Origin of the sequence: uncultured Ruegeria sp. (assembly GCF_947504215.1) — a bacterium.
GTDB lineage: Bacteria > Pseudomonadota > Alphaproteobacteria > Rhodobacterales > Rhodobacteraceae > Ruegeria.
In genome coordinates, this window is sequence record NZ_CANNGO010000008.1 from 59,157 (window position 1) to 83,476 (window position 24,320).

At 55.4% G+C, this 24,320-nt stretch carries 24 protein-coding genes and 2 tRNA genes; 13 read left to right on the forward strand and 13 right to left on the reverse strand.

What is annotated here, in order from left to right:
- The first annotated feature begins 112 nt into the window (after positions 1-112).
- Together Q1B21_RS14820 and Q1B21_RS14825 are read left to right on the forward strand one after the other, a co-directional pair.
- Positions 113-197, forward strand: a tRNA-Ile gene (locus tag Q1B21_RS14820).
- 338 nt (positions 198-535) lie between these two features.
- Positions 536-2,278, forward strand: a complete 1,743-nt coding sequence (locus Q1B21_RS14825) for a retron Ec67 family RNA-directed DNA polymerase/endonuclease (protein ID WP_299890497.1) — start codon at positions 536-538, stop codon at positions 2,276-2,278.
- A gap of 302 nt (positions 2,279-2,580) precedes the next feature.
- Here the strand turns inward: Q1B21_RS14825 and Q1B21_RS14830 are convergent, their stop codons facing one another.
- The 7 genes from Q1B21_RS14830 to Q1B21_RS14860 form a co-directional block, all read right to left on the reverse strand.
- Positions 2,581-3,075: a hypothetical protein gene (locus Q1B21_RS14830; RefSeq protein WP_299890499.1), complete on the reverse strand. Its 495-nt coding sequence runs from the start codon at positions 3,073-3,075 to the stop codon at positions 2,581-2,583.
- A gap of 13 nt (positions 3,076-3,088) precedes the next feature.
- Positions 3,089-4,231 carry a HigA family addiction module antitoxin gene (locus tag Q1B21_RS14835; RefSeq protein ID WP_299890501.1) on the reverse strand — a complete coding sequence of 381 codons (1,143 nt, stop codon included), beginning with the start codon at positions 4,229-4,231 and terminating at the stop codon, positions 3,089-3,091.
- Positions 4,231-4,527, reverse strand: a complete 297-nt coding sequence (locus Q1B21_RS14840; RefSeq protein ID WP_299890503.1) for a type II toxin-antitoxin system RelE/ParE family toxin — start codon at positions 4,525-4,527, stop codon at positions 4,231-4,233. The genes Q1B21_RS14835 and Q1B21_RS14840 overlap by 1 nt, the downstream gene beginning before the upstream one ends.
- Positions 4,528-4,682: 155 nt before the next feature.
- The gene (locus Q1B21_RS14845) at positions 4,683-6,251 is read right to left on the reverse strand and encodes a relaxase/mobilization nuclease domain-containing protein (RefSeq protein WP_299890505.1); all 1,569 of its coding nucleotides are present in this window, start codon (positions 6,249-6,251) and stop codon (positions 4,683-4,685) included.
- Positions 6,248-6,718: a plasmid mobilization relaxosome protein MobC gene (gene mobC / locus Q1B21_RS14850; RefSeq protein WP_299890507.1), complete on the reverse strand. Its 471-nt coding sequence runs from the start codon at positions 6,716-6,718 to the stop codon at positions 6,248-6,250. Before mobC ends, Q1B21_RS14845 begins: the two co-directional genes overlap by 4 nt.
- Positions 6,715-7,572: a hypothetical protein gene (locus Q1B21_RS14855; protein WP_299890509.1), complete on the reverse strand. Its 858-nt coding sequence runs from the start codon at positions 7,570-7,572 to the stop codon at positions 6,715-6,717. Before Q1B21_RS14855 ends, mobC begins: the two co-directional genes overlap by 4 nt.
- A gap of 155 nt (positions 7,573-7,727) precedes the next feature.
- Positions 7,728-7,804: transfer RNA gene (locus tag Q1B21_RS14860), tRNA-Arg, on the reverse strand.
- Positions 7,805-7,919: 115 nt separating this feature from the next.
- Here Q1B21_RS14860 and Q1B21_RS14865 point away from each other — a divergent pair.
- Positions 7,920-8,948 carry a LacI family DNA-binding transcriptional regulator gene (locus Q1B21_RS14865; protein ID WP_298935803.1) on the forward strand — a complete coding sequence of 343 codons (1,029 nt, stop codon included), beginning with the start codon at positions 7,920-7,922 and terminating at the stop codon, positions 8,946-8,948.
- Positions 8,949-8,950: 2 nt separating this feature from the next.
- The gene (locus Q1B21_RS14870) at positions 8,951-10,165 is read left to right on the forward strand and encodes a crosslink repair DNA glycosylase YcaQ family protein (protein WP_299890700.1); all 1,215 of its coding nucleotides are present in this window, start codon (positions 8,951-8,953) and stop codon (positions 10,163-10,165) included.
- A gap of 3 nt (positions 10,166-10,168) precedes the next feature.
- Here the strand turns inward: Q1B21_RS14870 and Q1B21_RS14875 are convergent, their stop codons facing one another.
- Positions 10,169-10,867, reverse strand: coding sequence for a fumarylacetoacetate hydrolase family protein (locus Q1B21_RS14875; RefSeq protein ID WP_299890512.1), 699 nt, complete (start codon positions 10,865-10,867; stop codon positions 10,169-10,171).
- Between the two features lie 663 nt (positions 10,868-11,530).
- Positions 11,531-11,965, reverse strand: a complete 435-nt coding sequence (hpaR, locus tag Q1B21_RS14880) for a homoprotocatechuate degradation operon regulator HpaR (protein WP_299890513.1) — start codon at positions 11,963-11,965, stop codon at positions 11,531-11,533.
- 158 nt (positions 11,966-12,123) lie between these two features.
- Between hpaR and Q1B21_RS14885 the strand changes: the two genes are divergently transcribed.
- Together Q1B21_RS14885 and Q1B21_RS14890 are read left to right on the forward strand one after the other, a co-directional pair.
- Entirely contained in the window at positions 12,124-13,548 is a 1,425-nt protein-coding gene (locus Q1B21_RS14885; RefSeq protein ID WP_299890515.1) for a pyridoxal-dependent decarboxylase, read from the forward strand.
- 16 nt (positions 13,549-13,564) lie between these two features.
- Positions 13,565-14,335 carry an HpcH/HpaI aldolase/citrate lyase family protein gene (locus tag Q1B21_RS14890; protein WP_299890517.1) on the forward strand — a complete coding sequence of 257 codons (771 nt, stop codon included), beginning with the start codon at positions 13,565-13,567 and terminating at the stop codon, positions 14,333-14,335.
- A 4-nt stretch (positions 14,336-14,339) separates the two neighbouring features.
- Here Q1B21_RS14890 and Q1B21_RS14895 read toward each other — a convergent pair whose 3' ends face one another.
- Positions 14,340-15,482 (reverse strand): DUF3095 domain-containing protein, encoded by a 1,143-nt coding sequence (locus tag Q1B21_RS14895; protein WP_299890519.1) that lies wholly within the window; start codon positions 15,480-15,482, stop codon positions 14,340-14,342.
- A gap of 138 nt (positions 15,483-15,620) precedes the next feature.
- On the opposite strand from Q1B21_RS14895, the gene Q1B21_RS14900 reads away from it, so the two are divergent.
- The 4 genes from Q1B21_RS14900 (at position 15,621) to Q1B21_RS14915 (ending at position 19,657) form a co-directional block, all read left to right on the forward strand.
- Positions 15,621-16,793: an MFS transporter gene (locus tag Q1B21_RS14900; protein ID WP_299890521.1), complete on the forward strand. Its 1,173-nt coding sequence runs from the start codon at positions 15,621-15,623 to the stop codon at positions 16,791-16,793.
- 32 nt (positions 16,794-16,825) lie between these two features.
- Positions 16,826-17,863: a glycosyltransferase family 4 protein gene (locus tag Q1B21_RS14905; RefSeq protein ID WP_299890523.1), complete on the forward strand. Its 1,038-nt coding sequence runs from the start codon at positions 16,826-16,828 to the stop codon at positions 17,861-17,863.
- 113 nt (positions 17,864-17,976) lie between these two features.
- On the forward strand, positions 17,977-18,999 hold the full coding sequence (locus Q1B21_RS14910) for an aspartate-semialdehyde dehydrogenase (protein WP_298935811.1): 1,023 nt from the start codon (positions 17,977-17,979) through the stop codon (positions 18,997-18,999).
- A gap of 241 nt (positions 19,000-19,240) precedes the next feature.
- Entirely contained in the window at positions 19,241-19,657 is a 417-nt protein-coding gene (locus Q1B21_RS14915) for a VOC family protein (protein ID WP_299890526.1), read from the forward strand.
- 243 nt (positions 19,658-19,900) lie between these two features.
- On the opposite strand, the gene Q1B21_RS14920 is transcribed toward Q1B21_RS14915, so the two are convergent.
- Positions 19,901-20,437, reverse strand: a complete 537-nt coding sequence (locus tag Q1B21_RS14920; RefSeq protein ID WP_299890528.1) for an SRPBCC family protein — start codon at positions 20,435-20,437, stop codon at positions 19,901-19,903.
- 104 nt (positions 20,438-20,541) lie between these two features.
- On the reverse strand, positions 20,542-21,192 hold the full coding sequence (locus Q1B21_RS14925; protein WP_299890530.1) for a carbonic anhydrase: 651 nt from the start codon (positions 21,190-21,192) through the stop codon (positions 20,542-20,544).
- Positions 21,193-21,336: 144 nt separating this feature from the next.
- Here Q1B21_RS14925 and Q1B21_RS14930 point away from each other — a divergent pair, with 144 nt between their 5' ends.
- The 3 genes from Q1B21_RS14930 to Q1B21_RS14940 all read left to right on the forward strand — a co-directional run bounded on the left by Q1B21_RS14930 (position 21,337) and on the right by Q1B21_RS14940 (position 23,906).
- Positions 21,337-21,726 carry a hypothetical protein gene (locus Q1B21_RS14930; RefSeq protein WP_299081299.1) on the forward strand — a complete coding sequence of 130 codons (390 nt, stop codon included), beginning with the start codon at positions 21,337-21,339 and terminating at the stop codon, positions 21,724-21,726.
- Between the two features lie 63 nt (positions 21,727-21,789).
- Positions 21,790-23,172 (forward strand): M17 family metallopeptidase, encoded by a 1,383-nt coding sequence (locus Q1B21_RS14935; protein WP_299890532.1) that lies wholly within the window; start codon positions 21,790-21,792, stop codon positions 23,170-23,172.
- Positions 23,169-23,906, forward strand: a complete 738-nt coding sequence (locus Q1B21_RS14940; protein WP_299890534.1) for an NlpC/P60 family protein — start codon at positions 23,169-23,171, stop codon at positions 23,904-23,906. The genes Q1B21_RS14935 and Q1B21_RS14940 overlap by 4 nt, the downstream gene beginning before the upstream one ends.
- Here the strand turns inward: Q1B21_RS14940 and Q1B21_RS14945 are convergent.
- Positions 23,903-24,253, reverse strand: a complete 351-nt coding sequence (locus Q1B21_RS14945) for a DUF2794 domain-containing protein (RefSeq protein WP_299081289.1) — start codon at positions 24,251-24,253, stop codon at positions 23,903-23,905. The genes Q1B21_RS14940 and Q1B21_RS14945 overlap by 4 nt on opposite strands.
- Between the last annotated feature and the right edge of the window lie 67 nt (positions 24,254-24,320).

Consider the following 24,320-nt stretch of genomic DNA (forward strand, 5'->3'; position numbering starts at 1 on the left):
TGGCGCAACCAGTTTCGGTTTATGGGCGTCGAGTCGTCTGATCTTCGGGGATTGATACGAAATTCGACATTTGCTACGTGGTGGCACCCCTGTCGGCGACGACAGGTATTCAGGACGGTTGGCAGAGTGGTAATGCAGCCGATTGATACTCGGTAAAACCTTTCGGGGTTTCGTGGGTTCGAATCCCACACCGTATTCGAGGCCCATCCATAGCCACTCAGGATGGGCCTCAACTCAAAGCACGGAGCCTTTAGCAAATCTATGAATGTGCACTCGGTATCTATGCTACCCATCGGGCCGTCTGATCGGTATCTGTTACGGATGAAACTCGGAGCTTCAACCTAAAGCAGACTTGACCTCAGCTCTTCGATTGATATTTTGCATCCAGCCTTCGGGCAGATTTTGTCATCATGCATTGTGATGGTTGACCGCATTGTGGGTCAGATTTGCTCTTCGAGTTCCTTTGCAGTTTTACGGATTGTAGTAATCCTAGCTTGCGTAAGAGTGCCCGAAGGCTGATTTGAAAGAGGGCGATTTGGCTACCAAACTGAGCAGACTTAAAGCTACGAGCTCCAGATCAGAACTAGCTAGACTTCTTGGTATCGAACCCAAGCATCTCAGTTTCGCTCTCTACAAAATACCGTTAGCAGCGAGGTATAGCGAGTTTACTGTCCCCAAGGCATCTGGCGGTGATCGCGTCATACATGCGCCGAACTCTCACTTGAAGGCAATACAATCCAGAACATCTGGAATGCTCTACGAGTGTTACAACGAGCTTTACCCCAAAACAGAAAACACGAGCCTGAATCTGTCTCATGCGTTTCAGAAGAGAAGGGGGTTATCGATAGCTTCAAATGGAGCAAAGCACCGCAACAAACGCTACGTCTTCAACTTGGATTTTGAGGACTTTTTTGGCTCATTCAACTTTGGTCGTGTGCGTGGCTTCTTTCTTTCAAATCGAGATTTCAGCCTCAATGAGGAAGTCGCAACTAGTCTAGCTCAAATTTGTTGCCACAATAATAAGTTGCCGCAAGGAGCACCAACGTCTCCGATCGTTACAGAGCTCATTACACGAATTTTGGATATCCGCTTATCCAAGATAGCGAAGGCCCATGGATGTAGTTATTCGAGATACGCGGATGACCTGACGTTTTCGACGAATAAACAAACGTTCCCGAGCGAAGTCGCGGAATGTGACCCTTCCGGCATATGGACCGTCGGCAGCGAAGTCCTGAACAAGATTCATACTAGCGGGTTTGCGGTTAATTCGGCCAAGACACGTATGCAGTTTGCCGGCGGCAGGCAGGAAACTACCGGCCTAGTAGTGAACAAAAAAGTCAATGTGCCCAAGGAGTATTCCAAGCAGGTACGGTATATGACCCATTCATTGCTTCAAACCGGCAAGTGCCATGTACAAGCTCCCGTGACGAAAGCAGAGCAAGATGTGAGGCCAAACGTCTTGGCGGGAAAGCTCGCCCACGAATTCCACATTAAATCAAAGGAGTATGTAGATTCGAGTGGCAAGCCTTGGCCTCTCGCTCGGTTCAAGGACAAGGAGGTCTCGGTTCCAGCATTCTATCGTAGATATTCAGACTTTCTCTATTTTCGAAATTTCTTTTTCAATGCAAAGCCAACAATTCTTTGCGAAGGAGTTACGGATAACATTTACCTAAAATGTGCGATCAAGTCGAAACACGCTCATGTTCCAAGCCTTGCAGTGGTCTCACTCACTAGCAAGAAGGTCGAACTGCAATGTAGTTTCTACAATTACTCCAAAACCGCTCGCACTGTGACCGCCCTGACTGGCGGCGCCAACCCATTGAAATCTTTTATTGAAACTTACGCCGTAAGGTTTTCCAAATGTAAGGCTGCCAGTGTTTCTCAGCCTGTACTTGCTGTGGTCGACAACGATGCTGCCAATAACGGACTTTGGAAGATGTTGGACGAGAAGTTTGGTCTCAAAGGTGCTGATGGAACTGCTCCTTTTTACCATGTTGTTAAGAACCTGTATGTAGTTCCAATCCCAAAGATCGCTGGGAAGGACACATTCATCGAGCACCTATTTGACCATAAAACGCTGAACACGCCCCTCAATGGAAAGACGTTCGATCTCGGTCAAAAAAAGAAGATTGCAGCAAACAAGTACGGAAAGATGGCGTTTGCCAGAGATGTTGTTCAAAAACAAAGCGGTACGATTGATTTCAAGGGTTTCTTACCCTTGCTGGGCAACATTGAGAATGCGATTGCGCATCATAAAGCCAATCCCCCAACCCCTTAGATTAACTTGTTGCTTTCATGCCAAACCGCCCAAATATACCGACTTTCACCGCCCATTCTCTAGTTTCACTGGCTTAGTATGGGCGGGGCACGATACTCGGTCGCGTAGAGAGCATTAGCCTACCAGAGCTGACGTAAAGACTCGGACCCAACGTAGAGCAGGTCAGACCCTGATTTCTCAGCATTCCAGAATGGTGTGCCCCATACTTTTAAAGTCGATGGTTCCAGCTTCTCTGAACGGGAGCCTATAGAGCCCAACAGCGTTTTAGCTCTAGGCCGCAAGTGGCTGCATTGGCCACCCCCTTATGCTTCACCTGCGTCGTCTAAATCAGCTTGGTCTGCCAAACGTTGCTCAATAACGTCATCAGTAAAGTCTGTGAACAAGTTTAGTTGAGGATCATTTGTATGAATTTTGTTCATGCGATCCACATCACAGACTGCCCGGTAAACGTCACTAGCGATTGCTTCACGTCTTTGTTTGACCGATTTTTGCCGAAGTGCCGGTGAGCCACCTGTATCTGTGTCGAAGTAGTGTTTGATTGGCTGCCCGCCTTCAAAAAGTGATACAGACTGATAGGCGCGGTAGGTAAAACCACCCTCCTGGTCCAAACGACGCGCTTGTCGCAACGAGCTTGTTACTTGCCTCCGCAACATCTTTTTCACATCTTGAGGTTGTGGCAGGAGCTTTCGGTTCGAAACTGCCCATTCAACAAACTGGCTTGGATCTCCAGACACGTCTCCGGTTTCAGCTTCCCACTCTTCCCAAAGCTTCACAACTTGTTCAGTAAAGTTTGCCATTTCAGTTACCTCATCATAGCTCGATTTGAGATGACTTGCCCCAGCCATCCACTGCACGCCACTCAAGCAAAGAGCTGCGGATACTTTTTAAGTACTTCCTAAACGTACGGTACTTTTGGGTTTTGTGGTGGATTTGCCCAACGATGATAGCCGGATTTATCTGTGCTCTCGCTGCAAATAAGAGCATGTCTTTTTCCGAGATATAAGGACTCTTCCTCAACACAAACGAGTTCAGAAGCTTTTGATCTACGCAAAATTCTGCGGCGGCCAAATTCGCTGCTTTTTCGCATTCAGGCAGCTCCACATTATCCGAGTCGAGATTGCCCCCAAACTCATCGATTGGCGCAAACTGTTCCTCCCGACCGTCGCCGCGTAATACGTGTTCAATTTCGTGACGCAGCACAAAACATAGGTTATCCAGCCGGTCCAATCGATTTGTCAGTCCAATAACGGGTTGCCCATCAACCCATAAGCAAACGCCATCAATTTTGGCTCCCTGCAGAGGCTCGACTAGTATCAAGCGCACACCACAAGCCAAGAGAAGGGCAGGGATAGCCGGAAGGTCATCTATGTCGACAAAATGCGAGCGTAATGCAGGCATTGAGTTTCTTAGTTTCTCTTCATCGTACGGTGGGCATTCGATGGTTCCGGCGATCTGCCGCACGCGATGCAGCCATGCATATTGTCCGGCAGACACACTTTCGTAAGAACTCTTCTTGGCTGCGTGCGCCATCAAAGGCGCATCGCTGACAAACGGCACTTCACTAATGTCAGATTTGTCAAAGAAGCGAGTCATCTGCAAATCTAAAAGACTGCTCTCAGTATCAGAAATCCACCCCCTGTTGATCATCTCCCTAACAGGAAAGATAGACCAGGTGGCGCGGGTTTTGACACTAGGGTCGGCCTTCTTAGCACGGCTCAAATCATACATTTGCTGAAGGTTCATGAAGAACTCTGCGGGCATGTCGAAAGCGTCAGCAAGCAAGTTAGCAGTATCTGGGGTTATACTGGTCTTACCCTTCAACAGCCTATTCAGCTGTCCGGCATCCCATCCAAGAACAAACGCCAAATCGGCTTGAGTCATGCCGCGCGCATCCAATTCCTCAGTGATGAACTCACCGGGCAACTCAGTAGGGAGTAGGTCTAAGTTATCCATCAATGGTAGTCCTCAATACAGACGACAATGATTGTCGGCGGGCTGGTTACATCATCAAGAGTAAAGACCAGTCGAAACTGGTCATTCAAACGAATGGAGCGTTGCCCTTCTCTGTCCCCTTTAAGCTTCTCATAATGCAGGCTTTTCCAGTTTCTCAGCGAGCGTTCGTCTGGAGCAGCTCTCAGCAGTGTTAATTTGCGCCTCGCTGATTTGATGAGCGCAACAGAAAGGCGTGTTCGTGCGGCCTGGTTGGTTTCGATCAAAGCCAACGTGTCGTCAGCAAAAACAACTTTCATTGAGGTCTTTTACCCCCGCTTCTCAAATATTGCAACACCAAATTGACTAGATCAGTCAATTTGGCAAATCATAGCTCTTCATCCGCATGACACATCTCTAGATTGAACCACTAACAACAGCAAGGAAACGTAGGCCTAGGCATGTATGAAACTCATCAATGTGAGCATCTTATGCTGCGGTGGCTTGCCCGCCCGTCTAGCTCTCGTTCAGCCGCTTCTCGGCGTCTTTCGCTAGCTTCCAGCTGGTCTCTAATCCCGCCTGAAGCGTGTCGTAATTCTGCTCCTCGCGCAGCAAGTCGGCCAATGTGGTGACGGACGTGAGATGTGATTTCATCAATAGCGCCACGCAATGCGCCAAGCCATTCACCTTGCTTTCGATCCTGCTGGTCGAGCGTTTCTCCAAAGCGTGCAATTCCTTGGCTGAGCTCTCGCAGGCCGTCACCAACCGTTCGACGGATGCGAGCAATTCGCGCTCCAATGCTGTCAGGGGTGTTGTCGGCAGATTGGTCATCTAAGGCTCCTTGATCTCGATGCAGATGATGGGCGTTTGCGCCATCGTGCAGGTCTTCAGTTCGGTCCGGTTCGGGTCCAGCGTCACCCATGTCTGCCCGGACTGTTCGATCCGTGTCAGGCCAAGCCTCGTCATCTCCGAGCGCGTGATCAAGCCCGTCCAAAACCAAGTCGCGATCAGCACCGTCGCGATCCAGGATGAGACCATCGCCACGATCGCCCAGGGTGAGATCGTCAACCAGCGCCTGATCGTCTCGCTCCGCCTCTCCAACTCGCTCCTGCTGTCGCTCAGAAAGAACCTGATATCGGTCTCGATTGTATGCAGCGCGCTGGTCGCAATGCAGCTGAAATCGCTCCTGAAGCTCTCCAGTTGAGATGCCATCAAGGCGGCGTGGTCGCTGCGTACTGTCTCCAGGTCCGCGTTCAATTTCTCGGCGAGGCGGTTCGGCTTGCCAATCGTCATGGAAAATCTCTCCTTTCAAACGCCAGCGCTCACCGGTGTCGGGATCTTTGGCGGTGATGTAATCCTTGCTGGCACGAGGGATCTCGAAGCCCGCCTCAGATAGCGCGTCGACCATGCTCGCACGGTCGGTGATGGTGCCGACGCTGATCTGATCAAGGATCCAATTGTGCATCGCCTCGCGCCCCTGTGCTCGGGTCGGGGCCTCAATCGTCGCCCTCACTTCGCGGGCGCGGTCCGGTTCCAAAGGGTCTGCCCAACCGTGGGTCTTGTTCATCAAATCGCGCAGGCTAGCAAAGGCGCTCTCATGGCCTGGCGGCGCGATATTCAACGACTTTCCGGTGCTGAGCTCAAGGCGTGGCGTGCAGAAGTGCAGCTCGACGTTGCTCTCATGCGCATGGCGAACCCAGAGGCAATCGTATTGATTCCGGTCCAGCCCAGCAAAGGCCAGAGCCTCAAATAGCTCAATGGCCTCTTGCTGGGCGTCGGGACTGGGATCATCGCTGTCGGCAAAGCTGATCACGCCCGCCGTGTAGCTCCATTTGTTGGAGCTCGCATCGATCAGGTGGCGGGTTTGGTCGAGATTGCCGTGCAGCACCTCGGGGAGCGGGTCGCGGATCTTGGTTTGCGGTTCACCGGTGTCGTCGCGGATGAGGTTGCGGTTCTCGTCATAAGCCAGAACTTCGCGCGCTGTAAGGTAATCCACGGGAGCCGCACCGCCACCGGTGCCGGTGGAGAAGAACGAGATGATCATTCTCCACCGCCTGTGTGTGCCGCCACGATCTGCGCCAACTGCCGTTCGATGGCCACCAACTGCGTCGCGACCTTAAGCGTGTCGATCTGGCTCGCGCGGCCGGATTTGACTGCGCCGTTGATCCAGCGGGAGAGCTGATTGAGGTTGCCGCCGACGCGGGCAATCGCAAAGGTCAGCTTCGGGTCAACGCGAGGGACGGGCTTGCGTCGACGTGCCTCGGTCAACCCCAAGGCCTCGCGCATCAGCGTAGCATTGGGCAAGCCAGCGGCGCGCGCCTTGGCCACAAGCGCTGCCTTTTCTGACGGTGTGCATCGAAAGATCACGCTTTCGGAAAGGCCCTCTTTGACGCCGCTTGCGCGCGTCTGGTTGGGGTTTGAAGGGGAGGCTTGCCGCCCCTCACAAGTCCCGCCGATGTAATCGGTGGGTAACCTTGCTCTCTGCTCTTCGTGGGGATCGGTCGCACTCATGCTCTGAGCCCCGCTGCTTCGATTTCAGCAGGGCTGACCAGGTTTGCGGCCAGCAATGCAGTCACTTGGCCGGGCGTGATATGGCGGCAAAGTGGATGTTTGTCTGTGACCCAGTCGGCCAAGCCTTTCAGCAACTCGGACTCTTTGGCCTTGCCTGCTTCTCGTGCCTCCTCGACGTCGTGAAGGTATTTTAGCCAGCGCCGAGACTGAAACCAGTTGTCGGAGAAGCACACCTTCGAGCGGGTGAAGCCTTCGCTCTCGTTCGCATAGGCCCGCACGGCGTCCTCGATGTCTTTGGGGTCCACTCCGTCGGCCAGCGCTTGGCGGATTTGCGAGATACAAACCGCTTTGCCGCGAATGCGATCCTCGGGATAGGCGGACAAAATCTTTTCTGGAACCTCATCCTCCACCGCCGCCTTCGCGTGCGAAGGATTTGGTTTTTGATATGGTTTATATCTGTTCTTATAGGATTTGCCCTCTGGGGCAGATGGCTTGCCCTCAGGGGCAAATGCATCATTTTCCCTTTCGGTCGGATCGATTTGCCCATTTGGGCAAATGGAGTTGCCCAGGGCATACCAGCAGGTCCGATCATAGCGATCGTCGCTGAAATTGCCCTTGATGATCAGCTCTGCGCTGACCAGCTTTTCGAGTGCTGTTCGGATCTGCTTCTCGCTCAGATATGGGAACAGCTCACCAAAGGCCGAGATCGAATTGTATGTCCAATACCGCCCGTCTCGCAGGTTCCGGCGATTGGCTTGGTTCTTCTCGATCCAGAAGGTGATGTTCTGGAAAATCACCGCCGCGTTCAGGCCAACACGTCCCGCGATTTCGGGCTCAAAGCTATGACGGCTCATGATTTACCCCCGAAACACGCACAAACGTGCGAATTTTGTACAGGTTTTGTACGAGAAATCGGCCGTTTCAGCTGATTTCGCCGCGAAAGCTGGCGGGACTTTTTGCAAGCTTCCGCACAACGTCCTGTAAATAATCCATATTTTTCAGGTGTTTTTGGCGACCCCGGCAGGATTCGAACCTGCAACCTGCCCCTTAGGAGGGGGCTGCTCTATCCAGTTGAGCCACGGGGCCACGCATCGCCTTCTGTACCTTGGTTTTTTGGGGTTGTCATGGCCTTTGCACAACAGTTGTACAGATCGCCTTGTTCACGCTACCATCGGGCAAAACAACAACGCAGGTGCCCTCCGTGAACACTGAAACAAAACGCCCGCTTACCCTCCGCGATGTCTCTGAGGCGTCCGGTGTTTCCGAGATGACAGTCAGCCGGGTCCTGCGTAATCGGGGTGATGTATCAGATGCCACCCGCACCCGCGTTTTGGCCGCCGCAAAAGAGCTGGGATATGTGCCAAACAAGATCGCCGGGGCATTAGCCTCGAGCCGGGTGAATCTTGTGGCGGTGATCATCCCGTCGCTGTCAAACATGGTGTTTCCCGAGGTTCTGACGGGCGTTAATCAGGTTCTGGAAGATACCGAGTTACAGCCGGTGGTTGGCGTCACCGACTACCTGCCCGAAAAAGAAGAAAAAGTGCTGTACGAAATGCTCTCGTGGCGGCCTTCTGGCGTGATCATCGCGGGTCTGGAGCACACAGAAGCCGCGCGCGCCATGCTGGATTCGGCCGGTATTCCTGTGGTCGAAATCATGGACACAGACGGCAAGCCCGTGGACGCCATGGTCGGTATTTCGCATCGCCGCGCCGGGCGCGAGATGGCGCAGGCCATCCTGAAGGCCGGGTATCAGCATATCGGGTTCATGGGCACCAAGATGCCGCTGGATCACCGCGCCCGCAAGCGGTTCGAAGGGTTCACCGAGGTGCTGGGCAAGCATGGAATTGAGATAGAAGACCGCGAGTTTTACTCTGGCGGCTCTGCGCTGGCCAAGGGCCGCGAGATGACACAGACGATGCTTGAGCGCTCACCCGAGTTGGATTTTCTGTATTACTCCAATGATATGATCGGTGCTGGCGGGCTGTTGTACCTGCTGGAACAAGGCATCGACATTCCCGGTCAGATCGGATTGGCCGGGTTCAATAATGTGGAACTGCTGCAAGGGCTGCCGCGCAAACTGGCCACGATGGACGCCTGCCGTCTGGAGATCGGGCGCAAGGCCGCCGAAATCATCTCGGCGCGGCTGGATGATCCGGACTCCGAGATTGAAACGCGTGTCACTCTCACACCCAAGATCAGCTTTGGTGAAACGCTAAAACGGCGTTGGTGACATTGGCCCTGCAACAGATCGACAACCAAACGGCCCGCGCCGTTTTTATGGATCGGCATGCGCTGGCTGAACCGCCTTCGGGGAACGCCAAAGGCGCAGACCTTCTTGCGCTGATCCGTCGGCTTGGCTTTGTTCAATTGGACAGTATCAACACCGTCGCCCGCGCCCATGACATGATCCTGTTTTCGCGCAGGCCGAGCTATCGCAGCAAGAACCTCAAACACCTGTACGAACGCGACAAGGCGTTGTTTGAACATTGGACACACGACGCTGCGGTCATTCCGATGGACTATTATTCGCATTGGCATCTACGCTTTCAACGCGACGCAGATCTGCTGAAATCACGCTGGAAAAACTGGCGGCGCGACGGGTTTGAACAACAATTCCAAACCGTGCTGCAACATATCCGCGATCATGGACCCGTCTCCTCGTCCGATGTGGGCAAGGATGAAAAGAAAGGGTCGGGCGGGTGGTGGGACTGGCACCCGTCCAAAACAGCATTGGAATTCCTGTGGCGCTCAGGTGCGTTGACGGTCATTGGCCGCGAAGGATTTCAGAAACGCTATGACCTGACCGAGCGGGTGATCGAGACGCATCTTTGTCCGGGTCACACGCCCTGCGACGCTGACAGGACGGTGGATTGGCTCTGCAACGCTGCGCTGGACCGGCTTGGGTTCGCTACATCGGGCGAACTGGCGGCGTTTTGGGACACGGTCAGTCCCGCCGAAGCCAAGGCGTGGTGCGCCACAGCCTTGCAGCATGGCACCGTTGAAGAGCTTGAAATGGCCTGCGTGGATGGGCGGTTGCGCAAAGTCATGGCCCGTCCGGGGTTGCTTGACGAGACGGCCGCGCTGACACCGCCTTCTGGTCGGACCAGGGTTCTCAGCCCCTTTGATCCAATGTTGCGTGATCGCAAACGGGCCGAACGACTGTTTGGATTCCACTACAGGATCGAGGTCTTTGTCCCCGAGCCCAAACGGACTTATGGCTATTACGTCTTCCCGCTGCTGGAAGGTGACAAACTGATCGGGCGGATCGACATGAAGGCGCACCGGGACTGCGGCGAACTGCGTGTACGGGCCGTTTGGCCTGAAAGACGCGCGCGTTGGTCAGAGGCGCGGAGCCGAAGACTGCAGTCTGAACTGGACCGGGTTCGGCGTTTTGCCAATCTGGATCGGGTCGAGTTCGCCAAAGACTGGCTAAAAGACCCTAAATAGGCTCTAGTTAGCGGCGGACAGGGTCAGCCGGATACTGTCCAACCCGTCAATTCCACCTTCGATCACATCCCCAGCCACCACTGGACCAACGCCAGCCGGCGTGCCAGTCAGGATCAAATCCCCCGGCCGCAGATGGTAGAAGCCTGAAAGATGGCTGATGATTTCGTCAATTTTCCAGATCAGCTCGGCCAGGGTTGCATCCTGCCGAATGTCTCCATTCACGCTCAGATGGATGCGCTTGTCATCATCCGGCGACCAGGCGGTTGACCGGGTCAATGGGGCAAAAACAGCGCTGTTTTCGACATCCTTGCCCAAATCCCAGGGTCGTTGCTTGTTACGCTCACGAATTTGCAGGTCACGCCGGGTCATATCCAACGCGCAGCCATAGGCATAGACCGCATCCAGAGCCTCGGTGCTGGTGGCGCGAAACACCTGCTTGCCGAGTGCGACGGCCAGCTCCATCTCATGATGGAAATTTTCGGTTCCGGGCGGGAAAGGAACGGTTTTACCTGTCAAAACCGCATTGGCGGCAGATTTCGTAAAATAAAACGGAGCTTCTCGGTCAACCTCATGTCCCATCTCGGCCGCATGAGCTGCGTAGTTCCGCCCGACACAGAAAATCCGCCCAACCGGATACGCACCAGCCTCACCGTCAACAGGGATGGTTATAGGTTCTGGCAGAGAGAACAGGTTATCTTGCATAGTGATCCCTTTTGATTGCGAAACACGCATCGTGGTAGGCGCATTTGCACTGGCAAGTGATTGGAACACGCCAGTTTCTGCCAACACCCTTAGATTGTTTCGGCATGAAATTGCTCAATTTTCTTCCGCATCTCAGCGACCGTTCCCAGCGGCAGTTCATTGCGCCTTTATAGGCGCGACCAACCGATAAGCCCAATCGGATTCGGAAGCTGGTTCGCTGGACACATGAGGTAGAAAAAAGAAGAGTGTTCAAACCGTTCGGAATTTCTGGGTACTGCAGCTTGGCTTGCGCATGAAATGCAGATGCCAACGTTCATTGAAGTGATTGAAGACATATTGTGCCTATTGCGCACAATATCCCGGTAACACCAACCGCCTTGGAAAATTACCAGGGCAAAACAGCACTACGACCCTGACTCGAAGATACCTATTGCTGGCACCACCAGAAGTCGGCATTAGGCTACGACCGCTTCGGAGCGCATAGGCACAAGGTCCATCCCCCTGGATCCTTCGGGCCGTTCGGTGAACCGTATTTTCGGTTCTGCAATTGCTTCGAAGTGAGGACCTGGATTTTAATCCAGTCTGGGTCTGGCCTCCCCGCCGGAGAATTCCCCCTACCTTCTCCGGCGGGGTGCCAAAATCAGGGGTTCAACGAACCGATGGTCAGGTCTCCAGATCTTTCAACTCAGTCAAAAGATCCAGCAGCAATTCATGCTTTTCGGGGCCCAGTTGAGTTCGAATGCGCTCGGCCTGTGCAACGCTGACGGCAAGGTTTGCGCGAATAACTTCCACACCGCCTTTGCTGATCTCGACAATCTGGCGGCGCCGGTCCACCGGATGATTGCGCCGGGCGATCAAGTCTTTTTGCTCAAGGTTTTGCAGAATGCGCGTCAGGCTGGGCAGCAGTAGGCAGGCCCTCTCGGCGATGTGGGTTGGCTCCTGCGGTCCCTCTTCGTTGAGAACGCGCAAGACGCGCCACTGCTGTTCGGTGACACCTGCATCGCCCAGCAGTGTGCGAATGGGCCCCATGACCTTTTCCCGTGCTCTCAGCAGAGCAATCGGCAAAGATCGAGAGGTAAGTGGAAGTTCGTCAGTCATACGGAATCTTGGCCGAAATCCAGTAGGTTCGCAAGCAATCCACCGAAATTGAGAGTCTTAGGAAACGGAATTGACCTGGCCTGTTGAATACCTATCACTGATCTCAAAGACATACGCACCCCGGGCTCGCCCGTCTGGTGCCGCACGGGAGGATCAGAATGAAATGGGATGAGTTCGCCGGATGGGGCAAGAAAGTCGCGGATTGGACGCAGGACTATCATCAGAATGTCGGCGACAAACCGGTACGGGCGCGAACTGAGCCGGGTGATGTTCTCGATGCTTTGCCTGCTGCACCGCCAGAACATGCGCAGCCCATGGAAGACATCTTTCAGGACTTTGAGAAAATTGTGATGCCGGGGATCACCCATTGGCAGCACCCCCGGTTCTTTGCCTATTTCAACGCAAACGCCTCGGCCCCGTCAGTCTTGGCTGAGTTCCTGACCAGCGCAATCGCGCCACAATGCATGTTGTGGCAGACCTCGCCCGCTGCAACGGAAATGGAAACGCGGATGATGGACTGGCTGCGTCAGGCGCTGGATTTGCCAGAAGGGTTTGCCGGGGTCATTCAGGATTCAGCCTCATCAGCCACATTGGCCGCCGTGCTGACAATGCGTGAAAAGGCGCTGGATTGGCAGGGCAATCAACACGGTCTGTTCGGGAAGAAACCGCTGCGGGTCTACTGTTCATCCGAGGTCCATACATCGATTGACCGGGCCATTTGGGTGGCCGGGATTGGTCAGGACAACCTTGTACGCGTTCCAATCAAAGGGGATTGGCGCGGTATGGATCCGGAAGCCTTGGACAAGGCGATTCAGTCCGATTTAGACTCTGGTTTACACCCTGCAGGTGTCATTCTATGCGTTGGCGGAACCGGGACAGGAGCGACTGACCCGGTGGACCGATGCCTGGAGATTGCGCAAAAACACGGGCTGTATACGCATGTGGATGCGGCGTGGGCGGGATCAGCAATGATATGCCCTGAATATCGGCACTATTGGCCGGGCATCGATCAGGCGGACAGCATCGTCTTCAATCCGCATAAGTGGCTGGGCATACAGTTCGATTGCTGCGCGCATTTCCTTAAAAACCCCGATGATCTGGTACAAACACTGGCGATCAGCCCCGAATACCTGAAAACACACGGCAAGGACGGGATCATCAACTACTCAGAGTGGACTGTTGCGCTGGGTCGTCGCTTCCGTGCACTGAAGCTTTGGTTCGTGATCCGTGCCTATGGTCTTGAAGGTTTGCGGGATAGGCTACGAAATCACGTCAACTGGTCCAAAGATCTGCATGACCGGCTGGCCGCCGAACCGGATTTCGAAATAGTTACCCCTCCGATGTGGTCCCTGTGGACCTTTCGTTTTGTACCGACCGAAAACGCCGATTTGTACAACTTGGAGGACCTGAACTTACGCCTGGTGAACGCCATCAATGACGACGGGCGTATTTACCTGACGCAAACACGGGTGGATGGCACGTTTGTCATTCGCTTTCAGGCGGGACAGTTCGAAACCACCGAAGAGGACGTGAAGATGGCGTTTGATGTCATCACCGAAATCGCCCGATCCCTGACAGACTAAGACTGGAGAACACTCAATGGCTGCCCCGACAAACACGTTCAAACAGGCTCTTACACAGGGAAAACGGCAAATCGGCTGCTGGATGAGTTTCGCCGAGCCCATCACTGCCGAAATCATGGGAACCGCAGGTTTCGATTGGTTGGTGATTGATGGTGAGCATGCGCCGAATGACATTCGATCAATTCGGGATCAGCTGATGGCGCTGGCCAACAGCGCGTCGCATCCGGTGGTGCGAATACCGGTGGGTGAAACCTGGTTGATAAAAATGGTTCTGGATGCGGGCGCGCAGACCATTCTGGTACCCATTGTGGAAAGCGCCGAACAGGCGCGAGAATTGGTGCGCGCCTGTCGCTATCCGCCAGAGGGGGTGCGTGGGGTCGGCGCATCAGCGTCGCGGGCGACGACGTATGGGACCACAAGTGATTATATCCAAACGGCGGATCAGGAAATCTGTCTATTGGTTCAGGTCGAAAACCGCGCTGGAATGGCGGCGCTGGACGAGATCCTGCAGGTTGACGGTGTTGACGGTGTTTTTATCGGGCCCGCCGACCTGTCCACGGACATGGGATTTCAGGGCAACAGCAAAGCCCCCGAAGTGCGCGAAGTGATTGCCGACGCTCTGTCCAGGACTAAAGCCGCAGGTAAGGCACCCGGCATTCTGGGCACCAATGAAGAAGCAACGCAAACCTATCTCGAAATGGGCGCGCAGTTTCTGGCAGTAGGGATCGACGTCATGCTGCTGACACAGGCATCAAGGGCATTAGCGAAAGAGTGGAAAGCAAAATAGCGCGTCAGGCGCGCATCGTCGCAGCGGCCTGCGCGTAGCCGCCCGAGGCACCGTCGACGAAATGCACATGATCATCGCGCGTAGCCGCCGGGACAAAGCAGGTCATCATTGCTTCGTCTTGTGCGTGCAGGCCATACCGGATTTTGCCACGCCCGCGCGCCTCTTCCAGCAGATGTTCGATTTGCGCGCGTGTACCCTGGTCGCAATCCAAGGTCATCTTCAACCCGTCATCGAATTTTCGAAAATCAGCATTGCTGCTGACCATGCGCTTGTAATGCTCCGGTTCGAACTGCCCCAATCGTTTTCCTGTTTTGAACAGCAGTCCGATCAGCAGATTTTGCATCAATAGAAGTGTTTTTTGCACAAACATGTTCCGACCTTTGCGGGACACATGTGCATCAATGTCCACACCCGGAGGCGGCCAAGTGATCGGCGGGCCGTTGACAGGGACCGGATGTCCGCCACGCTCCAGCCCCTCAGATGCCGACAACACAGATTTCACCAGATCGGAAAAATCGCTTTCGGTGGCGGCCGGTGTGGGTTGCACAACAACCGAGACGATCCGGCCATGTTGTGCCGGGCTGTTGGACCACCGGCAAGACAACCCCGTCAGGTCGGGCGCTGCTCCTGGATCGGCCGGAGGAACCTCATGACTCCCTGCTTTCATCTGCGCATCGGCCCAGGCCAGGCCTCCGCCGGAAAACATGGCATAATCCACACCCGTCGACGGCCCATAGCGCGCCACACGCAGATCTTTGCCCGTTTGCCTTATCTCGGCCACAGAAACCAACGCGGCGCGCAGGGGCATCGAAAACTCTTCCTCCGCCCAGCGCCGCAAGGACGCCAGAGTGATACGCGCGGTTTCAGCAGCACTGGGCGGAATGGCAAAGCCTGCACCATCACCACCAAAGACATAAGGAAACAGCTTGCCGTCCATCGCGTTGATCATGGCCGAGATCACCGCCGCCCCAACCATGTTCACCGTCTTGTATCGGCCTCGTTCAATTTCCCCTGTGGAATCAACAATATCTGCTACACCCAGCACCCAATCATCAGGTACCGGGGTAAACTGCGCCGGGTCCGCCAATCGAGTGAAGTCACGCAGCAGGGGCAGGTTTTCATAAAACGCGGAATGAAGGTCTTTCATTGTCCCCTCAGGTTCGGGTGTGAGCAAAGGATAGTTCGAATGTGATCGCTGTCCGCCCTCTGCAACATTGTACACGTGCTTGTGCGTTTTGCCATGGCGTGCCAAGCATTCCTTCAGAACCTTGGGAAGGGGCCGTTCATGCAGGCAGGTTTGGTGATTTTGTGTCTGGCCTACGTCCTCAGCCAGTTCTTTCGCGCTTTTCTGGCGGTTCTCAGCCTGGATCTGGAACACGATATCGGTGCCACGCCGGAAGATCTGGCATTTGCCTCGGGACTTTGGTTTCTGGTCTTCGCGGCGATGCAGATCCCGGTGGGCTGGGCGTTGGACCGCGTCGGCCCGCGTTTGACAGCCGCGGCTTTGCTATTGGCTGGCGGTGCAGGTGGCGCGGGTGTGTTCGCAGTTGCCACATCGCCGCTGCATATCAGCATTGCCATGGGATTGATCGGCATCGGGTGCTCTCCGGTTTTGATGGCGTCTTACTATATCTTCGCGCGCGAATACCCCCCCGCAAGATTCGCCACGCTGGCAGCCGTAATGCTGGGCGTTGGATCGGTGGGTAATCTGGTGGCGTCTTATCCAACAGCTTTGGCGGTCGAGATGATGGGCTGGCGCGCAACAATGGCTGGGCTGGCCGGGGTGTCCGCCGCCATCGCCGCCGGTATCTGGCTGAGCGTACACGACCCCGCCAAGGTTGAGACAGACCACAAGGGATCGCTGCTGGATCTGCTGAAAGAGCCCGCCCTTTGGCTGATCCTGCCTCTGATGCTGGTGGCTTACGCTCCGTCCGCCGCGTTGCGCGGGTTGTGGGCGGGACCGTATCTGAGCGATGTGTTTGGGCTTGGCACCACCCAGATCGGAACAGCGACATTGGTGATGGGGGCGGCAATGATTGCAGGAACGTTTGTCTATGGGCCGCTCGACCGGGTGTTTGGCACACGAAAATGGGTGGTGTTCGCAGGCAATGCGCTGGGCGCTGCGGCTTTGGGCCTGCTGTGCCTTTGGATTGACAGTGGCATTTGGATTTCGGTTCTGCTGCTGGCCGTCATCGGGTTTTTGGGGGCAAGCTTTCCGGTGATCATGGCCCATGGTCGTGCCTTTGTGCCGCCGCATCTGGTGGGGCGCGGGGTCACTTTGTTGAACCTATTTGGCATCGGAGGCGTGGGCATCGCGCAATTCGTCACCGGGCGCATTCACGCTGCCACCGTCGAGACGGGATCAACCGCACCTTACACGGCTATTTTTGACTTTTTTGCTGTTACCCTTGCCATCGGTTGCGTGATCTATCTATTCAGCCGGGATAGCGTGGACTGAATTCGACAGGATCATTCAGAAAGGAGAGTGCTGTGCAGGAAATCGAGGTCATTGCACCCAACCTGAAGCACAGCCTTTCAGGGGTTACCACAACCGTCATTCGTCTACTTCCCATCCAAAAAAAGATGATTGGGATTGTGGCAACAGGCCCCGGCCTGCCGGAGGATCTGCCGCATATTCGGCTGTTCAAAGTTCCGTTCCTGTCGAACCGCACAACGCGGGTCTGGCACGCGCGGCGCAACACCGAAATGCTGATGGGTCTGTTCCTAAGAACGGTCTTGCGGCGAAACCTGAAACTTCTGTTCACATCCGCCGCGCAACGGGATCATTCCGGGTTCACAAAATGGCTGATCTCAAAAATGGACGCGCTGATTGCCACGACACCACAGGCAGCGTCGTTCCTGAAACACCCGTCAACGGTCATCATGCATGGCGTGAACACAGAACTGTTTCACCCAGCCGATGACAAGCCGGCGTTACGGCAAAAGCTTGGCCTGCCCGATGAGGTTTTAATTGGCTGCTTTGGGCGCATCCGGCCACAAAAGGGTGTCGACCTTTTGGTCGACGCGGCGATTGACGTGCTACCATCCTTCCCCGAGGCCAGTATCGTATTCACAGGCCGTGCGACCAAAGAATTCGCAGCCTTTCAGCAAGAGCAGGTACTAAAGCTGAAAGACGCCGGCCTTGCGGATCGCGTTCGGTTTCTGGGCGAACGCCCTTGGGAAGAGATTGTTGAAACATACAGGGCGCTGGATATCTTTGTTGCCCCGGCCCGTCACGAAGGGTTTGGGCTGACCCCGCTTGAAGCTATGGCCTCTGGTGTTCCTGCAATTGCCTGCCACGGCGTAGGCGCCTTTAGTGCGCAGATCGAAGACGGCGTCACCGGGTGTTTGGTCGAGAAAGACAACGCGCCGGAATTGGCCTTGGCGCTCAGGTCAATGCTGGACGATCCGGCAAAGTTGACTGCGGCCGGACAGGCCGCAAGGGCGCGGGTTGAGCAGAAATTTAGAATCGAAGGCGAAGCGGAAGCCATCGTTCGCGTCTATCGATCACTGCTAAGCGCGGACTAAAACGAACCCAACCGTATCAATTCGACGTCAAACATCGAATTCGGCCCCGAAAGCCCTTTTTTCTTTTCTGCATCGCGGCTATGAACGCGCGTCCTTTATTCAGGAGACTAGAAATGGGCTATCGCGTCGTCATCGTCGGCGCCACGGGTAACGTGGGCCGCGAAATGCTGAACATCCTGGCTGAGCGCCAGTTCCCCGTGGACGAACTTGCCGTGTTGGCAAGCCGCCGTTCGCTGGGTACAGAGGTCAGCTTTGGCGATAAGACACTCACGACGCAGGACCTGGATACATTCGACTTCAACGGATGGGATATCGCGCTGTTTGCGGTCGGATCTGCTGCGACCAAAGACTATGCCCCAAAAGCCGCAGCCGCGGGTTGCGTGGTGATCGATAACTCGTCGCTCTATCGCTATGATCCGGACATCCCGCTGATCGTGCCAGAGTGTAACCCGCAGGCGATCCATGATTACGCCAAGAAGAACATCATCGCCAATCCCAACTGCTCGACCGCGCAGATGGTGGTGGCGCTGAAACCTTTGCATGACCGTGCCAAGATCAAACGCGTTGTCGTCTCGACCTATCAATCCGTGTCAGGTGCCGGCAAAGACGGTATGGACGAGCTGTGGGATCAAACCAAAGCGGTTTACAACCCGACGACCGAGGTAGAGCCGAACAAGTTCCAGAAGCAAATTGCTTTCAACGTCATTCCGCAGATCGACGTTTTCATGGAAGACGGCACGACCAAGGAAGAATGGAAGATGGTCGTTGAGACCAAAAAGATCGTCGATCCGTCGATCAAGGTCACTGCAACTTGTGTCCGCGTCCCGGTTTTTGTCGGCCATTCCGAAGCGGTAAACATCGAATTCGAAGAGTTTCTGGATGAAGATGAAGCCCGCGACATCCTGCGCGAGGCACCGGGCATCATGGTAATCGATAAGCGTGAGGCTGGCGGCTATGTCTCACCCATCGAATGCGTCGGCGATTTCGCCACGTTCATCAGCCGTATCCGGCAGGATTCGACCGTCGAAAATGGACTGAACCTGTGGTGCGTTTCGGACAACCTACGTAAGGGCGCGGCACTAAACGCAGTACAAATCGCCGAACTGCTGGGCCGTGAGGTTCTGAAAAAAGGCTGATCAAAAGCCAGGCACGAAATCTCTGAATCCTCAAAACCCCGCTGCACTGCCAGCGGGGTTTTTTCACGGTTGCAATGCGTGTACTACGTAGAACGGACAAAGTAAGCTTACGCCGCAATTTGCCTAAATAGGCGTTCGTGTTTCGTGTTGTGTCGCGATTATTGAACCGAATTGCCTGCTGGCTTACGGTTGTGCAGAAATCTCGTTGCAATGATCGAAACTGCGGAAAGGAGCAGGCGGCATGATTGCCTACGTCACCGTCGGTGCTGATGACATCGCTCGCGCGAAACTGTTTTACTCTGCGTTCCTGCCAGCCCTTAATTACGAGCTGGAGGAGGGTCCTGAGGGCCTTAGCTATGCGCTGCCCGTTGAACCGGGTCAGTCCGTCGCGCCGCCTGAACTCTACGTCAAACCAACCTTCGATGGCCGTCCGGCCTCGGCTGGGAACGGGGCGATGGTCGCGTTCGAGGCGCGCAGTCAAAAGCAGGTTCGTGATCTTCATTCCGCCGCGCTTGCCGCAGGCGGTTCCGACGAGGGACAGCCGGGCTTCCGCGCCTTGTATGGGCCTAACTTTTATGTTGGCTACCTTCGCGACCCTCAAGGTAACAAGATCGCGCTCTTCTCCAGCGACCCGAACGAACCCGGACGAGACGATTAACGCAGATTACCTGGGCGGCGAAAGCGCGATGGTCACATGCCAGACATCCGGGCCACGCAGCAAAGGTTCGTTCACGTAGTGTGACCTAACTTTCTTGTTTTGCGCCACCGCAATCCTTGCTCCAAAGCAATGCAGTGGTTGAAGGTTTTCTATCTCGGGACAGAAGCAATTTGCAGCGTTGCAGAGGAACGGTAAAATGGGCATACGCAAGACATCCCATACTTCTTAGAAAATCGCGTCCGGTCACCCCTGCCCTTCGACCAACACCTTCAGATTATCCAGCCCACGCTCATAATCGCCACCAACCCATTTATCCATCATCAACCCCATCCAGCGTGACATCGGGTTCAAGCCCAGATCGGATTCGAAGCCCCAGGTTACCTGCGTCTCGGATCCTTCGGGCTGCAAAACGAACGACGCCTCGGCCGCCCCCATCGGGCCGAAATCCAGTGCGGTTTTTACTCGCTGGTTTTCGACACTCTCCATGATCTCTTGTGATCCCGTGCCAACCTGGGGATGATCCGAACTCCAGTTCAGAATATTGCCGACCCCGGCATCCGGTCCGCTATAAGACAGCTTGGTTTCTGGATCGCGTGACAGCCAGGGTGACCACTTCTCCGTCTCTTGCATCGAGTTCACGTAGGGAAAGATCACTTCGGGCGGTGCATCGATGGTGATGCTGCGCGAAACCTCGGCCTTGCCCGGTAGCAGATAAGACACCCCGACCAAGACCAGAACGATAACAAGCAGGGTGATGAGAAGTCGCTTAATCAATCTCATGATATGATCCGATTCTAGTGCAGTTCCTGCAATCATACCAAAAAAGTGACGCGAAATCAGAGGTCTGATCCGCGTCACTAGAGCTCGGGCATGTTTGCGCCTAATCAGACCGCGACAAATTTCTTGTGCAGCGGATCGTAGCATTGCAACCCGCCCTCACCGATATCGGTCCAGAGCCCGTGCAGGCTGAGCGCACCATCTTCGACAGCAGAAGATACAAACGGAAAGGTCATCAGGTTTTCCAGCGAAGCGACGACAGCCTGGCGTTCAAGCTGCCTGGCTTGTTCGACGCCGTCTTCTACATCAGCGACCAAATCGTATTTCGGCTTCAGGATATCCATCCAGCGGCCAACAAAGCTTTCCTTGGCTTCCAGCTGTGGCGCCTGGCCCTTGCACATGTCGATACAGCCTTGGACACCACCGCATTGGGAATGGCCCAGAACGATAAGATGCGCGACTTTCAGCGCGGTCACCGCGTATTCGATTGCCGCACTGGTCCCGTGGTGATCGCCATCCGGCGCGTAAGGCGGGACCAGATTGGCAATGTTGCGGTGAATGAAAAACTCGCCCTGATCTGCGCCAAAGATCGAGGTGACATGCACCCGGCTGTCACAACAAGAGACCACCATTGCGCGGGGGCGTTGTCCTTCATCCGCCAGACGCCGATACCAGACCTGATTTTCGGAATATGTGGTGGCCTTCCAGCCATGGTACCGTTTGACCAGATAGGTCGGCAGAGGTTTGGCAAAGTCCATTGCAGTGTCCCTGTTTTTGTCGCTGCCGGATGCTCTAAACCGAATTCAACGAAAATTCGAGCCATTATCCGGCTTCACTGCAAGGTTTTGCAAAGGAAATTATCGCCAATATCGAACCCGCGCCGTGGGGGCGTAGAAACTGGGGTGAATGTGGTGGATAAGATTATCACACTTGAACACAAGGAATCCGTGCGCGTCGATCCGGATCGGCTGAGCGGTCTTTACCGGCAACTGGGCGACAAGAACGCATTGGACGTGCTGTGCCGCACTATCGAAGAACTTGCGGTTCGGCTATCAAATTGCGAACGCTTCTGGCGACGCCGTGACTGGGCCGGGCTGCGCAAATGCGCCAAATCGCTGGTCGCAATTTCAGAACAGATCGGCATGATGGCGCTGGCCCGGGTTGCAGGCGACGTGGCCCGTTCGGTTGATGCAGGGGATGCGGTCGCTGCAGGCGCGACGCTGGGCCGGTTGATCCGGGTGGGCGAACGGTCGCTGACAGCCATCTGGGATCAGCAAGACCTTTCCGTCTGACGGGGGTTGCAGGTGGATCAAGGGTGACTAGTCTGGGCGCGGATTGAACCAACCGAGACGCCCATGACCCTGTCCTTTGTCCCGCCTACTGACCTTTCGATGCCGCTGCACGTGATTGCGCAGCCTGATCTGGAGGGCTGGCTGCAGAACCAGCCGGAGTCGGTGCAATCATGGATTGCAGCAAACGGATTTACCGGCGCGATGGGCCAGGTTCTACTTGTGCCGGGTGCAGATGGTGCAGCCGAAATGGCCCTGGCCGGATATGGGTCCGAGGCAAAGCGAGCGCGCAAACGCTTTCCCCTGGCCGCGGCGGCCGAAGCCCTGCCAGAAGGTACCTATCACATTGCATCCGGTGTATCCGAGGATCAGTTGGAAACAGAGTGCCTTGGATGGCTGATGACCGGTTACGCCTTTGATCGCTATGCCACCCAATCCGCCAGCACAGCGGGTTTGGTTGCCCCGGAGGGCATTGACGCCAGACGGATCGAAACACTCGCCAACGCTGAAGCTTTGACGCGTGATCTGATCAATACGCCTGCATCGGATATGGGTCCGGATCAATTGCAAGTGGCGGTCGAGGCCCTGGCGGACGAGTTTGGTGCAACCTGTAATGTGATCCGTGGCCAAGCGCTGTTGGACCAGAATTTCCCGATGATTCATGCAGTGGGGCGTTCGGCGACTCAGGCACCACGCTTGATCGACATGTGCTGGGGTGCCAGCGGACCGAAGTTGACGCTAGTGGGCAAAGGTGTGTGTTTCGACACGGGTGGTTTGAACCTGAAACCAGGTGCGTCGATGGGCCTGATGAAAAAGGACATGGGCGGTGCAGCCAACGTGCTGGGTCTGGCTCGCATGATCATGGCGCTAGAGCTGCCTTTGCAATTGCGGGTACTGATCCCCGCCGTCGAAAACTCGGTGGCGGGTGATGCATTCCGGCCGGGGGATATTCTGACCTCTCGCAAGGGCTTGACGGTCGAAATCAACAACACCGATGCCGAAGGGCGTCTGGTGTTGGCCGATGCGCTGACCCTGGCTGATGAAGGGCAAACCGATCTGGTGATCTCGATGGCGACCCTGACAGGCGCAGCGCGTGTCGCGGTCGGCCCCGATCTGGCGCCGTTTTATACCGATGATGACGCGGTTGCGGGGGCGTTGTCCCAGGCCGGCACACCGGCTGCCGATCCGGTCTGGCGGATGCCGTTTCACCATCCTTACGAGGCGATGATCGAGCCCGGGATTGCCGATCTGGACAATGCTCCGTCGGGCGGGTTTGCTGGCTCGATCACCGCGGCGCTGTTTTTGCGCCGGTTTGCCGGAGACAGCCGCTATATGCATTTCGACATCTACGCGTGGCAACCCAGCAAAGCGCCCGGGCGCAGCAAGGGTGGGCTGGGTCAAGGCCCGCGCGCAATACTGACGGCATTGCCCGAGATCTTAGGCTTGTGACCGCTCGGCGCATCATACAACCAGTCGTAGACTTGCAGCGAAGGCCAGACGGTCCACGTGATCGTCAGTTGCTGTATGGCGATACAGTAAAGGTAGCCGAGCGCATAAGCGGCTGGAGCCGGGTCACGTCGGACAAAGACTCATATACCGGCTGGGTTGCCTCAGAACATCTGGGGTCAACGCTGTCAGAGTCCCATCGTATCACCGTACCCGCGACGCATGCTTACGAGCGGGCTGATATGAAAAGCCGCGATCTGACCTCCCTGAGTTACGGCAGCAAAGTAAAGATGTTGTCGGAACAGAACGGATTTCTGGAAACTGAATTGGGGTTTATCCCCTCAGTTCACTGCGCGCCGATCACGGAAAAAGCAGTCGATCCCGTCGCTGTCGCCGAACTGTTTCTTGGCACGCCTTACTTGTGGGGAGGAAATAGCCGATTCGGGTTGGATTGTTCCGGGCTGGTGCAGGTTGGTTTGCTGGCCTGCGGCATCGCCTGCCCCGGTGATAGCGGTGAACAGGAACGTGTATTGGGCGCATCGGTACCAGATGACACACCCGCCAAACGCGGTGATCTGTTGTTCTGGAAAGGACATGTGGCCTGGGTGTCCGGACCCAACATGTTGGTACACGCCAACGCCCATCATATGGCGGTCGCGTTTGAACCGATGGATCAGGCCATTGCCAGAATTCAGGCACAAGGCGACGGTCCGGTGACCGCGCATAAACGGCTTTAGTCCGTACTGACAGACCGGATCAGTTTACGCTCTAACACCCGCAGAACGGTCCGCAGATCATGCCCGCGTTTCAGGATGCGACCATCCATCCCAACAACTGAATACATCCCTTGTTTGGATCGCAGGCGCGGATCTTTCTCGACCCGGTAAATCGGATGTTCCGCAGTGCGCCGGAAGATCGAGAAAATCGCCATGTCACGCAGGTTTGAAATACCATAGTCCCGCCATTCTCCGGCGGCGACCATGCGGCCATATACCGATAGAATCTGAGACATCTCTCGCCGGTCAAAGGCCACCGGCATCTGCGCCGGGTTTGCAGAGAACCGGCTGGGAGGCTGCATATTCATACCCGCAGCCTTGCCGGAAAATGCGATTGAATCAAGCCCGATAGGCGAGGCCGCACCAATTCGATTG

Excerpts from the sequence above, each read along its gene's own strand:
- Q1B21_RS14830 (WP_299890499.1), bottom strand. The coding sequence starts at position 3,075 with ATGGCAAACTTTACTGAACAAGTTGTGAAGCTTTGGGAAGAGTGGGAA.
- Q1B21_RS14835 (WP_299890501.1), bottom strand. The coding sequence starts at position 4,231 with ATGGATAACTTAGACCTACTCCCTACTGAGTTGCCCGGTGAGTTCATC.
- Q1B21_RS14840 (WP_299890503.1), bottom strand. The coding sequence starts at position 4,527 with ATGAAAGTTGTTTTTGCTGACGACACGTTGGCTTTGATCGAAACCAAC.
- Q1B21_RS14845 (WP_299890505.1), bottom strand. The coding sequence starts at position 6,251 with ATGATCATCTCGTTCTTCTCCACCGGCACCGGTGGCGGTGCGGCTCCC.
- mobC (WP_299890507.1), bottom strand. The coding sequence starts at position 6,718 with ATGAGTGCGACCGATCCCCACGAAGAGCAGAGAGCAAGGTTACCCACC.
- Q1B21_RS14855 (WP_299890509.1), bottom strand. The coding sequence starts at position 7,572 with ATGAGCCGTCATAGCTTTGAGCCCGAAATCGCGGGACGTGTTGGCCTG.
- Q1B21_RS14875 (WP_299890512.1), bottom strand. The coding sequence starts at position 10,867 with ATGCAAGATAACCTGTTCTCTCTGCCAGAACCTATAACCATCCCTGTT.
- hpaR (WP_299890513.1), bottom strand. The coding sequence starts at position 11,965 with ATGACTGACGAACTTCCACTTACCTCTCGATCTTTGCCGATTGCTCTG.
- Q1B21_RS14885 (WP_299890515.1), top strand. The coding sequence starts at position 12,124 with ATGAAATGGGATGAGTTCGCCGGATGGGGCAAGAAAGTCGCGGATTGG.
- Q1B21_RS14890 (WP_299890517.1), top strand. The coding sequence starts at position 13,565 with ATGGCTGCCCCGACAAACACGTTCAAACAGGCTCTTACACAGGGAAAA.
- Q1B21_RS14895 (WP_299890519.1), bottom strand. The coding sequence starts at position 15,482 with ATGAAAGACCTTCATTCCGCGTTTTATGAAAACCTGCCCCTGCTGCGT.
- Q1B21_RS14900 (WP_299890521.1), top strand. The coding sequence starts at position 15,621 with ATGCAGGCAGGTTTGGTGATTTTGTGTCTGGCCTACGTCCTCAGCCAG.
- Q1B21_RS14910 (WP_298935811.1), top strand. The coding sequence starts at position 17,977 with ATGGGCTATCGCGTCGTCATCGTCGGCGCCACGGGTAACGTGGGCCGC.
- Q1B21_RS14915 (WP_299890526.1), top strand. The coding sequence starts at position 19,241 with ATGATTGCCTACGTCACCGTCGGTGCTGATGACATCGCTCGCGCGAAA.
- Q1B21_RS14920 (WP_299890528.1), bottom strand. The coding sequence starts at position 20,437 with ATGAGATTGATTAAGCGACTTCTCATCACCCTGCTTGTTATCGTTCTG.
- Q1B21_RS14925 (WP_299890530.1), bottom strand. The coding sequence starts at position 21,192 with ATGGACTTTGCCAAACCTCTGCCGACCTATCTGGTCAAACGGTACCAT.
- Q1B21_RS14935 (WP_299890532.1), top strand. The coding sequence starts at position 21,790 with ATGACCCTGTCCTTTGTCCCGCCTACTGACCTTTCGATGCCGCTGCAC.
- Q1B21_RS14945 (WP_299081289.1), bottom strand. The coding sequence starts at position 24,253 with ATGAATATGCAGCCTCCCAGCCGGTTCTCTGCAAACCCGGCGCAGATG.